This window comes from Sphingomonas sp. PP-CE-1G-424 (assembly GCF_004341085.1).
Classification (GTDB): Bacteria; Pseudomonadota; Alphaproteobacteria; order Sphingomonadales; family Sphingomonadaceae; genus Sphingomonas.
Genome location: NZ_SLXW01000013.1, coordinates 20,618 through 31,670, shown reverse-complemented (window position 1 = coordinate 31,670; position 11,053 = coordinate 20,618). Strand labels below are relative to the sequence as shown.

The 11,053-nt window shown below is 62.8% G+C and carries 16 protein-coding genes; 2 read left to right on the top strand and 14 right to left on the bottom strand.

Features of this window, described 5'->3' with window-relative positions; all coding sequences use genetic code 11:
* The first annotated feature begins 3 nt into the window (after positions 1 to 3).
* On the top strand, positions 4 to 690 hold the full coding sequence (locus tag C8J43_RS20600) for a transporter (RefSeq protein ID WP_133032467.1): 687 nt from the start codon (positions 4 to 6) through the stop codon (positions 688 to 690).
* Between the two features lie 244 nt (positions 691 to 934).
* On the opposite strand, the gene C8J43_RS20595 is transcribed toward C8J43_RS20600, so the two are convergent.
* Positions 935 to 1,123 carry a hypothetical protein gene (locus C8J43_RS20595; RefSeq protein ID WP_041394287.1) on the bottom strand — a complete coding sequence of 63 codons (189 nt, stop codon included), beginning with the start codon at positions 1,121 to 1,123 and terminating at the stop codon, positions 935 to 937.
* Between the two features lie 179 nt (positions 1,124 to 1,302).
* Between C8J43_RS20595 and C8J43_RS20590 the strand changes: the two genes are divergently transcribed.
* Positions 1,303 to 1,518: a hypothetical protein gene (locus tag C8J43_RS20590; RefSeq protein ID WP_055763301.1), complete on the top strand. Its 216-nt coding sequence runs from the start codon at positions 1,303 to 1,305 to the stop codon at positions 1,516 to 1,518.
* Between the two features lie 56 nt (positions 1,519 to 1,574).
* Here C8J43_RS20590 and arsH read toward each other — a convergent pair whose 3' ends face one another.
* From arsH to C8J43_RS20525, 13 genes are all read right to left on the bottom strand, one after another.
* Complete coding sequence (arsH, locus tag C8J43_RS20585) at positions 1,575 to 2,333, bottom strand: arsenical resistance protein ArsH (protein ID WP_133032466.1); 759 nt, start codon at positions 2,331 to 2,333, stop codon at positions 1,575 to 1,577.
* Positions 2,333 to 2,656 (bottom strand): YnfA family protein, encoded by a 324-nt coding sequence (locus C8J43_RS20580; protein ID WP_056421056.1) that lies wholly within the window; start codon positions 2,654 to 2,656, stop codon positions 2,333 to 2,335. Before C8J43_RS20580 ends, arsH begins: the two co-directional genes overlap by 1 nt.
* Positions 2,653 to 3,939, bottom strand: a complete 1,287-nt coding sequence (locus C8J43_RS20575) for an arsenic transporter (RefSeq protein WP_055763311.1) — start codon at positions 3,937 to 3,939, stop codon at positions 2,653 to 2,655. Before C8J43_RS20575 ends, C8J43_RS20580 begins: the two co-directional genes overlap by 4 nt.
* A complete protein-coding gene (arsC, locus tag C8J43_RS20570) occupies positions 3,939 to 4,367 on the bottom strand; it encodes an arsenate reductase (glutaredoxin) (protein ID WP_082445493.1) in 429 nt (142 codons plus the stop codon). Before arsC ends, C8J43_RS20575 begins: the two co-directional genes overlap by 1 nt.
* Before the next feature lie 11 nt (positions 4,368 to 4,378).
* Positions 4,379 to 4,711 carry a metalloregulator ArsR/SmtB family transcription factor gene (locus C8J43_RS20565; protein ID WP_055763316.1) on the bottom strand — a complete coding sequence of 111 codons (333 nt, stop codon included), beginning with the start codon at positions 4,709 to 4,711 and terminating at the stop codon, positions 4,379 to 4,381.
* Between the two features lie 173 nt (positions 4,712 to 4,884).
* Positions 4,885 to 5,328: a DUF411 domain-containing protein gene (locus C8J43_RS20560; protein WP_055763320.1), complete on the bottom strand. Its 444-nt coding sequence runs from the start codon at positions 5,326 to 5,328 to the stop codon at positions 4,885 to 4,887.
* A gap of 54 nt (positions 5,329 to 5,382) precedes the next feature.
* Complete coding sequence (locus C8J43_RS20555; RefSeq protein ID WP_235516307.1) at positions 5,383 to 5,772, bottom strand: DUF305 domain-containing protein; 390 nt, start codon at positions 5,770 to 5,772, stop codon at positions 5,383 to 5,385.
* A 36-nt stretch (positions 5,773 to 5,808) separates the two neighbouring features.
* Positions 5,809 to 6,555, bottom strand: a complete 747-nt coding sequence (locus tag C8J43_RS20550; RefSeq protein ID WP_268795171.1) for a PepSY domain-containing protein — start codon at positions 6,553 to 6,555, stop codon at positions 5,809 to 5,811.
* Positions 6,552 to 7,763, bottom strand: coding sequence for a copper resistance protein B (locus tag C8J43_RS20545; protein WP_055763326.1), 1,212 nt, complete (start codon positions 7,761 to 7,763; stop codon positions 6,552 to 6,554). Before C8J43_RS20545 ends, C8J43_RS20550 begins: the two co-directional genes overlap by 4 nt.
* A complete protein-coding gene (locus C8J43_RS20540; RefSeq protein ID WP_056405756.1) occupies positions 7,760 to 9,697 on the bottom strand; it encodes a copper resistance system multicopper oxidase in 1,938 nt (645 codons plus the stop codon). Before C8J43_RS20540 ends, C8J43_RS20545 begins: the two co-directional genes overlap by 4 nt.
* Positions 9,698 to 9,740: 43 nt before the next feature.
* Positions 9,741 to 10,334: an RNA polymerase sigma factor gene (locus C8J43_RS20535; protein WP_055763333.1), complete on the bottom strand. Its 594-nt coding sequence runs from the start codon at positions 10,332 to 10,334 to the stop codon at positions 9,741 to 9,743.
* The gene (locus C8J43_RS20530) at positions 10,331 to 10,771 is read right to left on the bottom strand and encodes a periplasmic heavy metal sensor (protein ID WP_055763336.1); all 441 of its coding nucleotides are present in this window, start codon (positions 10,769 to 10,771) and stop codon (positions 10,331 to 10,333) included. The genes C8J43_RS20535 and C8J43_RS20530 overlap by 4 nt, the downstream gene beginning before the upstream one ends.
* Positions 10,768 to 11,040 carry a hypothetical protein gene (locus tag C8J43_RS20525; RefSeq protein WP_055763369.1) on the bottom strand — a complete coding sequence of 91 codons (273 nt, stop codon included), beginning with the start codon at positions 11,038 to 11,040 and terminating at the stop codon, positions 10,768 to 10,770. The genes C8J43_RS20530 and C8J43_RS20525 overlap by 4 nt, the downstream gene beginning before the upstream one ends.
* Positions 11,041 to 11,053: the final 13 nt, after the last annotated feature.

Sequence of the window (11,053 nt, the reverse complement as noted above, 5' to 3'; positions counted from 1 at the left end):
GCTATGCAGGCCGTTGCCTTCACGCTCATTCCCGTCGTCGCCGTACTGATCGGCTCGCTATTCGCGGTATCGAGACGGCCAAGTGATGCCTTCGTAAGCGCCATGCAGCACTTGGCGGCAGGCGTCGTGTTCGCCGCAGCGGCAGCCGAGATCCTGCCCCAGGTGATGCACGAAGGTTCACCGATCGCGACATTCACAGGCGGCGCGCTTGGCATTCTCGTGATGCTGTCGCTCAAAGCCCTTGAGGGTCGCGCCAGTGGACCGATCGCCATGCTCGGTGCGGTCGCGGTCGACATCCTGATCGACGGGCTTGTTCTCGGGTTGGCGTTCGTCGCTGGCGGGAAGGCTGGCATGTTGCTGACGATCGCGTTGACGTTGGAGGTGCTGTTTCTCGGACTGACCGTGACGACCGAGCTGGGCGAGACGATCAAGTCCAAGGCGCGGATCATCGCGATTACGATGGGGATCGCGTTGTTGCTGCCGATCGGTGCGGCGATAGCGACTCCCGTTGCGACGTTTCCGCCCGTCGTCATCGCCGGGTTTCTCAGTTTCGGTTTGATGGCGCTGCTCTACCTTGTGACGGAAGAGCTATTGGTGGAGGCGCACGAGAAGCCCGATACCCCGCTTATCAGCGCCATGTTTTTCATCGGCTTTTTGGGATTGCTCCTGATCGAGGAGTTTTTGGGCTGACCGCTCGACGTGGAACGTCTTGGACCGATGATGATGACGTCGAGCTTCGTCGGCGTATCGAGGCCAGGCAGACTCTGGCGGTAATCGCACGCGAGATGGGCCGAACGATGGATGCGGTTCGGGGAAGAGCCTCAACCCTACGGGTAACTCTCCACTCGTCACAGCGACCATGGCGCGACGGCGTGCCGCGGCGGGTAGATGTAGACTAGGAAAATAGGGGCGGCTGCCCGCCCCTATCCAGCTTTTAGCCGTGCTTCATGCCGCCCTTGGCATGATCGCAGCAGTCCGCGGCCTTGGCTTTTGCGCCATCCTTGCAGCAGTCCGCACCGTCCTTGCAGCACGCCATGTCGGCGCAGCAATTGGCGACAGCGGCGAATGCGCCAGTCGACAGGGTGAGGGCGAAGGCAGCGCTGATGAGCTTGAACTTGGTCATGATATTCTCCGAAATTTACGTGTGATGGTGTTCGACGTCACACGGTTTGCGGAGGGGGCGTGGCCGGAGCGTATGCCATGCCCAAAAGGCCCGTCTGTGGAGCTGGCCAAGGCGATAGATGGGAGGACGGAACCAGCCCGATATGCTCGACGGTTTCGCCGGCAACCGCAACGCACGGTATGGCGCAGGCCGACGCAGGTGCCTTTTTGATGGGAGCGCCTGCTGATTTGCTGGCGCAGTCCATCATCGCGGACGCAGCCGGAGGCGCGGCCATCGCCATCGTCTCGCAGAGCGGGCCAAGCCGGACCAGCAACATCACTGCCAGGACGAAAAACGCCATGGAACGCAATATCTTGGAGAATGGGCGAGCCCGGCGTTTCATTGGATGCATCTAGAAGCACACTCAGTGATGCACAATGTCGGAGGAGCGGTTCGCCACACTAAGAGAACTTTACTCGCCTTTCCGGTACATTGGCGAGGTTGCGATGCTCGAAAGGTCCGTGGCGCTATCGATCGGCACATCTGCCTCCTTTCGCTCGGAATAGCGATCAACAAGCTGCGTGGTGTGCGGGCGTAGAAGGACCGTGAAGCGCACCAGCTCCTCCATCACATCCACGATCCGATCATAGTAGGCCGAAGGCTTCATTCGGTCGCTTTCGTCGAACTCCGCAAACGCCTTCGCGACGCTCGATTGGTTTGGGATCGTCACCATTCGCATCCAACGGCCGAGGACGCGCAGGGTGTTCACGCTGTTGAACGACTGCGATCCGGCCGACACCTGCATGACGGCAAGCGTGCGGCCCTGCGTCGGGCGCATCCCACCCATCGACAGCGGCAGGTGATCGACTTGCAGCTTCATGATGCCGGTGATCTGGCCGTGGCGCTCGGGGCTGCACCACACATGCCCCTCCGACCACATCGACAGTTCGCGTAGCTCGTGGACGGCCAGGTGATCGTCCCCCGTCACCTGATCGGGCAGCGGCAACGTCGAAGGATCGAAGATTCGCGTTTCGCAGCCGAAGAATTGCAGCAGGCGAGCGGCTTCCTCAACGCACAACCGCGAAAAGGACCGCTCCCGCAAAGAGCCGTAGAGCAACAGTATGCGCGGAGGTGGATCACCAGCGCCCAGCCCAAGGGCAGGACGATCGAGCGCATAGCGCCGATCAAGGGCGGGTAGATGATCGGGGTCAGAGAGGGCGCGAAGCGGCATCAGGCGGTCCTTGGGCCAAGCAGAATGATACAGGTGCCGATCAGGCAGAGTGTCGCTCCACCAGCGTCCCAGCGGTCGGGCCTCACCCCTTCGACAGCCCACAGCCAGATCAGCGATGCACAGATGTAGACGCCGCCATAGGCTGCATAGGCCCGCCCTGCTGCATCGTTGTCCACGCGTGTCAGCAGCCAGGCGAACAGCACAAGCGATACCACGCCCGGAGCCAGCCACAGGGGCGATTTGCCCAGCCGCAACCATGCCCAAAAGGCAAAGCAGCCTGCGATTTCCGCGAGCGACGCGGCCAGATATACGAGTGCCGTCATCCCATGCTGATCCTGATCGCGAGTGCCGCGAGCGTTACCAGCAGCACCGGAATCGTTAGCGTCGCGCCGACCTTGAAGTAATAGCCCCAGCCGATCCGAATGCCCTTTTGCCCGAGGACGTGCAGCCAGAGCAGCGTCGCGAGCGAGCCAATCGGTGTGATTTTCGGGCCAAGGTCGCACCCGATCACGTTGGCGTAAATCATGGCTTCCTTGATCGCGCCCGTGGCGTGCGTCGCGTCGATCGACAGCGCACCCACCAGAACGGTCGGCATGTTGTTCATCACCGACGACAGCAGCGCGGCAATGATCCCGGTGCCGAACGCCGCACCCCAAACGCCGCCTTGCGCGGTGCGATCGAGCAGGCCGGCAAGATGGTCGGTCAGTCCGGCATTCCGCAGGCCATAGACGACCAGGTACATGCCGAGCGAGAAGATCACGACCTGCCACGGCGCGCCGGCCAGCACCTTGCGCGTCTGGATGACATGGCCGCGCGCGGCGATGACCAGCAAGAGCACGGCACCGGCAGCAGCGACGGCGCTGACCGGCACGCCGATAGGTTCGAGCAAGAAGAAGCCGGCGAGCAGCAGGGCGAGGACGACCCAGCCCGCCTTGAATGTGGCATGGTCACGGATCGCATCAGCGGGCGCGCGGAGCTGCGCCACATCGTAGCTGGCGGGTATGTCGCGCCGGAAGAACAGCAGCAGCACGACCAGCGTCGCGGCGATCGACGCCAGATCGACCGGCACCATCACCGAGGCATAATCGGCAAAGCCGATCCGGAAGAAGTCGGCCGACACGATGTTGACGAGGTTGGAGACGATCAGCGGCAGGCTTGCGGTATCGGCAATGAACCCCGCCGCCATGACGAACGCCAGCGTCGCCTTGTCCTTGTATCCCAGGGCCCTCAGCATCGCGATGACGATCGGCGTCAGGATCAGCGCGGCGCCGTCATTGGCGAACAGCGCCGACACCGCCGCCCCGAGCAGGACGATCAGCACGAACAGCCGACGACCATGCCCCCCGCCCCAGCGCGCAACGTGGAGCGCCGCCCATTCGAAGAACCCGGCTTCATCGAGCAACAGGCTGACGATGATGATCGCGACGAACGTCGCGGTCGCGTTCCAGACGATGCCCCACACCACCGGCACGTCAGAGAGCGAAACGACCCCGACGAGTAGCGCGACGGCCGCGCCGCCTAGCGCGCTCCAGCCGATGCCCAGGCCCTTGGGCTGCCAGATGACGAGCGCGATCGTGACGACGAAGATAGCGAACGCGAGCAGCATCAGGCGATGCGCTGGCCCGAAGCATCCACAACCTGTTCGCCGTCTTCCTTGGCAAACGCGCCCTGTTGGGCATCAGGCAGCAGATCGAGGACCGCTTCGGACGGTCGGCACAGCTTCACGCCGAGCGGCGAGACGACCAGCGGCCGGTTAATGAGGACCGGATGCGCCATCATCGCGTCCACCAGCGTGTCGTCTGACAGCGCATCGTCACCAAGGCCCAGCTCCGCATAGGGCGTCCCCTTCTCGCGTAGCAGATCGCGGGGCGTGATCCCGGCGCGGTCGATCAGCTCGACCAGCAACACGCGCGAGGGTGGGGTTTTCAGATATTCGATGACGTGCGGCTCGATGCCAGCATTGCGGATCATCGCCAGCGTGTTGCGCGACGTGCCGCACTCGGGGTTGTGATAGATCACGATATCGACGGCCACGGGGCGTCCTTTCAGCAGCAGGGGGTGAGTTCGGCCAGGAGCGGCGCACACAGTTCAGGCGAGCCGGCACAGCAATCCTTGACGAGGAACAGCGTTAGCGCGCGCAGCCCGTCTAGATCGGCACGGTAAATAATCGACCGGCTATGCCGTTCCGAGCGCACGATGCCGGCGCGCGCGAGAATGCCGAGGTGCGCGGACATGGTGTTCTGCGGCACGTCGAGCTGACGGGCAATTTCACCCGCCGCCATGCCGTCCGGTTCGTGGCGAACCAGCAGGCGAAACACGTCGAGGCGTGTGCCTTGCGCGAGCGCACCAAGCGCAATGATAGCCGAATCGTTATCCATGCATCCGGCATAGCGGATATGTTAAGTTATGAAAGCTCTCACGATCTTCAAACCACTATCGATTCCGACAACGCCCTGCACCGACATGAAAGCGGCAGGCGTAAAGACCATGCCGGCCACGACATGTCGGGCATGAAAAGTAAATGGGAGGGAGGCGTCCGCGCCTCCCTCTTTTAATGGCGGGCGAACACCTTGCGTCCGGTTGGTCCGAACGCGATCACCTCATAGGGCTGTGCGTTCATGCCCGGCATTTCCATGCCAGGTGATCCCACCGGCATACCCGGCACGGCAAGCCCGTTTACGCCTTTGGGATGCTGGGCAAGCACCCGTTTCATGTCGGCAATCGGTACATGGCCCTCAAATGCCATACCGTCGACTACCGCGGTGTGACATGAACTGAGGTCGGCGGGGACACCCATCTTGCGCTGAAGCACATCGCGGTGAGCGTCATCGATGATCTGCACGTTGCGCCCGAACTGCTGACGGACCTGCTTGGCCCACTGCTCGCAACAGCCGCACCCTGGATCGCGGTGCATGGCAATGCTGTTCGCCGCTAAGGCCACAGCCGGGGTCATCATCGCTGCGGCGACGATCGCACTCCGGATCGTAAACTTCATTGCTAAACTCCTTTGGTGAAGCCCCGCCCGGGGGCGGGGTTCCTGCCAGCGGCCTTATTGGGCGCGCTTGCCATGCGACTTGAGCCAGCCCTGAAGCTCGGCGATGTCCTTTTCCTGCTTCGTAATGGTCATCTGCGCCATCCGCTTCGTGTCGGCATCCTTCGCGTCCCGAAGCGCCACGCGCGACATGGTAACGGCTCCACGATGATGTTCGATCATCTTGCGGGTCCACATCTCCGATGCGTCTCCCTGCTTCGCGGCCATCATCTTCTGATGCATGTCCATCTCGGATGCGGCGTAAGGATTGCCCGGATCATTCATCATCTTGGAATGATCCATTCCCTGCATCTGGCTATGATCCATGCCCGCCATGCTGCTCTGTGCGGCAAGCGGACTGGCGGCGAGCGCTGCGGCTAACATGCCGATCGTGGTAATGGTCTTCATAGTCGTTCTCCCGAGGTATCCCCCACCTAGAGAGAGTTACGCGGCAACGTCGTGCACCCCTTGGACTTTTCTTTGCCTGCGGCGCGGCCAGCGCATGTAGAGCAGCACCACGCCTGCCACCGCAAGGGCTAGCCCCCCAGCTGCAAATGCCATCATCCAAGGGGTGTTGAAGTTCTCATGGTTTTTCCAGTCCATGATGTGGAGGCCCCAGAAAAAATCATAGAGCCGCCACGTACCCGTTCGGACACCGACAATCCTACCGTTCTCCGGTGACACGAACACGCGCGTCGTCTCGGCGTCCTCGAACTCCACACGCCAGACCGGCAGTTTGCCACGAAACTCCGTGCTCGCTGTTCGAGCAAACATGACGGACGCAACAGGGACACCGGGGCCGCGATATGCCGCGCGTGCAACTCGTAGCGCAAAGGGCGCATCGATACGCTGCATCGGCAAACCGGTCCGGGCGTCGTGCATCCGGACCGTGCCGTTAGCCATCGTCAACTCGGCGACGGGTTGTCCGAACAAGGTCGTGTAGCGCAGTTCGCGCACCGGGCCGGGGGCAGCGCCCAACACCGATGCCGGGGAAGCAAACTCCTGAGCCGGATCGATCGTCGCCGTGTTCTCGCGTGCAACGAGGTGTTCTCCTCGTACCCGCTCGATCGGCAGGATGCTCATCAACAAGCCGCTGGAGAACCAGAGCAGTAGCTGCACCCCGATAATCAGTGCCAGCCAGCGATGAAGCTTGCTGGCACCGACATGAAGGCGGAGCCTGCCGCTCCTCAGAACCAGGTCCTCACGCCGGCAACGAAGCTGAAGCCGCCCGTGTCATCACCGCGTGCTCTCGTGAAGCGTGCCGTGTCGCCGAATTGCCTTTCCCACGACACGCCGATGTAGGGCGCAAACTCACGCGACTTTTCGTAGCGCAGCCTGAGCCCGAGTTCGAGGTCCGTAAGCCCCGATCCGATGCCGTCCTGGCGCACGTCTTGGGCTGCAAAGTTGGCTTCCACGCGAGGCTGAAGGACGAAGAATTGTGTCACTCGCTCGTCGTACCATGCCTCGGCTCGGCCAAGCACGTCGCCCTTGTCAGAAAGGAACAGTGCCCCCTCGACGTCGAACCAATAGGGCGCAAGCCCCTCGATCCCGACCGTCGCGTAGGTGCGAGAAGGGTTCGGCTTGAAGTCGTAGCGGACGCCCGCCTGAAGGTTCCAATAGGGATCGAGCGCACGGCTGTAGAGCGCCTGCACCTCGGCCGCTTCGAGCGGTTTGCCAAATGTGCCCTCGCCTTCGCTCTTCAGGGTGAGACGGTTGATGTCTCCCCCGATCCAAGCCTCGCCATCCCATCGATAGCCGTCCCCGCCTTTGCGCGCCTGATACTCGGCAAGGTTGAAGAGCACTTGGTAGTAGGTCATTCCGCCATGCTCGCGGCGCAGGTCGCGGTTGGCATCGCTCATGGCTGCCTCGCCGTAATAGCGAGACGCTGCCAGCACCGGAGATGGTGCAGGCGCGGGCGCATTGCCCGGCTTCAGGTCTGTACCGACAGGCACGGTCGCCATTCCCGGCATTGAAGACATGTCATGCTGCGTTGGCTGGCCGGGTGCCATATCCATGCCGGGCATCGCCGACATATCATGGCCGGTGTGCTCGCCTGTTGCGGTAGCCGGAGCAGGGTTCATGCCTGACATTTGGGACATGTCGTGGCCGGCGTGCGGATCGGCCGCGTTCGCACCGCTCATGTCCATGCCGGGCATCGTGTGTTCGGCATGTGGATCGGCTGCAGGCTTGGAGGGACGCTTTGCCGGGACCTTCCTAGTCGCTGCCTTCTTGGCAGGGGCCCGCTTTGTGGCCGGTCTCGATCTAGCGGTCGGTTTTTTCGCCGGCATTTTCATGCCCGGCATGCTCATGCCCGGCATCATTGAATGGTCCATCGTCTGCGCCGTGGCAGGTGCCGTGGCGACCAGCGCGCCGATCCCGGCGAGAAGCAGCGCCTTCATGCCGCCTCTCCCTTCGCCGAACGGACCTGGACGACCTGCATCATGCCCGCGTGCATGTGGTAGAGCATGTGGCAGTGGAATGCCCAATCGCCCTCGTTGGCGGTCACGTCCCAACTGACCTTGCCCCCCGGTTGGACCATGACGGTATGCTTTCTCGGGCTGTACGCGCCGTGCCCCGTCACCAATTCGAAGAAGTGGCCGTGCAAGTGGATCGGGTGGCCCATCATCGTGTCGTTGACCAGCGTGACGCGGACGCGCTCGCCAGCAAGAAATGGGATCGGTGCCTTCACCTCGGACAGCTTTTCACCGTCGAGCGCCCACATGTAGCGTTCCATGTTGCCGGTAAGGTGGATCTGCACCTCGCGCGACGGCGCGCGCAGATCGGGATTGCGATCGACCGCGACCAGATCGCGGTAATTCAGCACACGATGCCCGACATTCTCCAGACCCTGACCGGGGTCGCCGGTACGATCCATCGGCATCGGCGAGATGGTCTGGACACCCGGCCCCTTCTTCACGCCCGGCGCTTTCGAAAAGTCGCGCATGTTCATGTCCATGCCCGCCATGCCGCCCATTGCCATACCACCTGCGGCGTCGGGCGCACCTGCCATGCCTGGCATCGTAGCACCCGACTGCATCGCGCCGTGATCCATCCCGGCCATTCCGCCCGCGCCGGCACCGGCAGCACCGTGGTCCATCTGCGCGTGGTCCATCGCAGCGGCGGGCTTTTCAGCCGTGGCCATTGATCCGTGATCCATTCCAGGCATGCCACTATGGTCCATGCCCTGCATCGAACCGCCGCCCGACATATCCATGTTCATGTCCATCCCCATGTCCTTCATGGTGGCGACAGGGCGCTTGCGAAGTGGAGGGACTTCAGCGGCCATGCCTTCGCGGGGGCTTAGCGTTGCGCGCGCCATGCCGGACCTGTCCACGCTCTCACCGACCAGCGTGTAGGCGCGCTCGTCCGATGGAGTGACGATCACGTCGTAGGTCTCGGCCACGCCGATCTGGAACTCGTCGACCTCAACGGGACGGACGTTGAGGCCGTCCGCCTGGACAACGCTCAGCTTCAACCCCGGAATCCGGACGTTGAAGGTCGTCATCGCGGACGCATTGATGACACGCAGCCGCACCCGCTCGCCCGGCCTGAACAGCCCCGTCCAATTGTCCTGCGGCCCATGCCCGTTGACGAGATAGGTGTAGTTTGAACCCGTCACGTCGGCGACGTCGGTCGGGTCCATCCGCATCTTGCCCCAATCGAGGCGATCCTTGAGCGGCTGGTCCTCGCCCTTGAGCAGGCCGGCGAGCGTCTGCTGCTGCCGGTTGAAATAGCCCGACTGCTTCTTGAGCTTCATGAAGATGCGATGCGGGTGGAGCTGGCTGTGGTCGGACAGCACGATAACGTGCTCGCGATCCGACTGGATCGGGTCAACGCCCTTGGGGTCGATCACGATGGGGCCGTAGAGCCCCATCTGCTCCTGCAACCCGGAATGGCTGTGATACCAATAGGTGCCGGCCTGCACGATCGGGAACTCGTAGGTGAAGGTCGTGCGCTTATCGATGCCGGGGAAGGCAACGCCCGGCACGCCGTCCATCTGGAACGGCACGATCAGGCCGTGCCAGTGCAACGAGGTCTGCTCATCAAGACCGTTCTCGACATGCAGCCGCACGGTCTGACCTTCCCGCAGCCGGATCAGCGGTGCGGGCACAGTGCCGTTAATGCCGATGGCGTGGCTCTGCCGTCCGTCGATCATCATCATCTGGTGCGCGACCCGGAGCCGGATTTCATCACCCGATACAGTAGGCAGCGGCTTCACAATACCAGCGGAAACAGGCTGCGCCCATGCCGGCATATATGCCGACAGCGCAACACCGCCTCCTGCAAGAGTGGCACCGCGCAGCAATTGGCGGCGGTCTAGAACGCGCGACATGGTAGCTCCTTGGGATTGAGCCGCTGCCGGCCCGTCTCACCTCTTACGCGTCCCGTGCGCCTACCCCTTGGTTCTCTTTCAAATTTTCGGCGAGGCGCGCGCGAGCCCGATATAGCCTGGTTTCGACCGCCTTCTGGCTGATCCCCAATACATCGGCCGTTTCCGCCTGGCTCAAACCCTCGATCGTGCGGAGCACCAACGGTTCTTTGAGATTCATCGGCAAGGTCGCGATGGCGCGCGTCACTTTGGCAAGTTCCTGCCGATCGGCTGCTGCGTCATCGATTGCTACCTGATCGTCCGCGATCGTCTCGGCCTGTTCGTCGAGCGGTGCGGCAAAGGAGAAAAACCGACGGACCGCGCGCTTCCTTGCCCAATCCCGGCATTTGTTGACGGCGATCGTAGAAAGCCATGCTTTCATCGCCCGCTGTGTATCGTAGCGCGGCATCGCCTGATGCGCCGCGACAAACGTCTCTTGAACCAAATCGAGCGCTTCGTCGGCCTCGCCGACAAAGGCGCGCGCGAGCCGGAATATAGGCTGACGATAGCGACGCATGATTTCGGAGAATGCCGCTTGTCGGCCAGCGATGCTGAGCGTCGCCAGTTCGCCGTCGGACAGGGTGGTCCAATCGAGGCTCACCCTTGGTCGTCGGTGAGCGCCTTCACCACCGCAGCATCGAATTGGGGGGTCTGATCCGGGCGCAAAAGCTGCCGCATGGCGAAGATATGCGCCAACGTTGCCTTCTGTAACTCGCCCATCGCCGCATGACTCTGATCGACCGCGGCGGTCACCTTGGGGCCGTTGCCATGCTCGGTCTCAATGGCCTCGGCTAGCCGTGCATTGTCCGCGCGCATTTCCAATTCCAGCGCGTGGCGTTGCACCGCGAACCGGTCCTCTAGGCTTTTCAGCCGGGCCTGCTGATTGCCATCAAGCGCCAGCTTATGGTGCAGGACCTCGTGCAAGGCGGTGCCCGGTTGCTTAGGCTGGGGCAGCAACACGCGCGCAAGAAATACGCCTGCGATAGCCGCGAGGAAGGCCAGTACAACGCAGACGATAAGCCGCTTGGTCGATGTCATGGCTCACCAATCAGCAAGACCGATGGCGCCAGTGGTGATGCGCCCCCGAGCGGCGAAAGCGACACCGCAGGGCTGGCGGTCGCCGGAAGTTCCGCGCCAACCATGCCGATCGCGAGCGCTGCGACCATCACGCCCCCGACGCCCAATCCGGTCAACCGTGCGACGGGCTGCGCACCGATGCGTGCGAACACCTGCGCTTCGATCCCGTCCAGCGATGCCGGCACGGGTGCGCCCGCGAGCCTCGCCAATGTTCTGTCTAGATCGTCCATGCTGTCCACTCCG

Coding starts and splice junctions, on each gene's coding strand:
- C8J43_RS20540 (WP_056405756.1), bottom strand. CDS start 9,697: ATGTCGCGCGTTCTAGACCGCCGCCAATTGCTGCGCGGTGCCACTCTT.
- C8J43_RS20530 (WP_055763336.1), bottom strand. CDS start 10,771: ATGACATCGACCAAGCGGCTTATCGTCTGCGTTGTACTGGCCTTCCTC.
- C8J43_RS20590 (WP_055763301.1), top strand. CDS start 1,303: ATGGCGCAGGCCGACGCAGGTGCCTTTTTGATGGGAGCGCCTGCTGAT.
- C8J43_RS20595 (WP_041394287.1), bottom strand. CDS start 1,123: ATGACCAAGTTCAAGCTCATCAGCGCTGCCTTCGCCCTCACCCTGTCG.
- C8J43_RS20560 (WP_055763320.1), bottom strand. CDS start 5,328: ATGAAGTTTACGATCCGGAGTGCGATCGTCGCCGCAGCGATGATGACC.
- C8J43_RS20575 (WP_055763311.1), bottom strand. CDS start 3,939: ATGCTGCTCGCGTTCGCTATCTTCGTCGTCACGATCGCGCTCGTCATC.
- C8J43_RS20545 (WP_055763326.1), bottom strand. CDS start 7,763: ATGAAGGCGCTGCTTCTCGCCGGGATCGGCGCGCTGGTCGCCACGGCA.
- arsH (WP_133032466.1), bottom strand. CDS start 2,333: ATGCCGCTTCGCGCCCTCTCTGACCCCGATCATCTACCCGCCCTTGAT.
- C8J43_RS20555 (WP_235516307.1), bottom strand. CDS start 5,772: ATGAAGACCATTACCACGATCGGCATGTTAGCCGCAGCGCTCGCCGCC.
- C8J43_RS20580 (WP_056421056.1), bottom strand. CDS start 2,656: ATGACGGCACTCGTATATCTGGCCGCGTCGCTCGCGGAAATCGCAGGC.
- C8J43_RS20565 (WP_055763316.1), bottom strand. CDS start 4,711: ATGGATAACGATTCGGCTATCATTGCGCTTGGTGCGCTCGCGCAAGGC.
- C8J43_RS20525 (WP_055763369.1), bottom strand. CDS start 11,040: ATGGACGATCTAGACAGAACATTGGCGAGGCTCGCGGGCGCACCCGTG.
- C8J43_RS20600 (WP_133032467.1), top strand. CDS start 4: ATGCAGGCCGTTGCCTTCACGCTCATTCCCGTCGTCGCCGTACTGATC.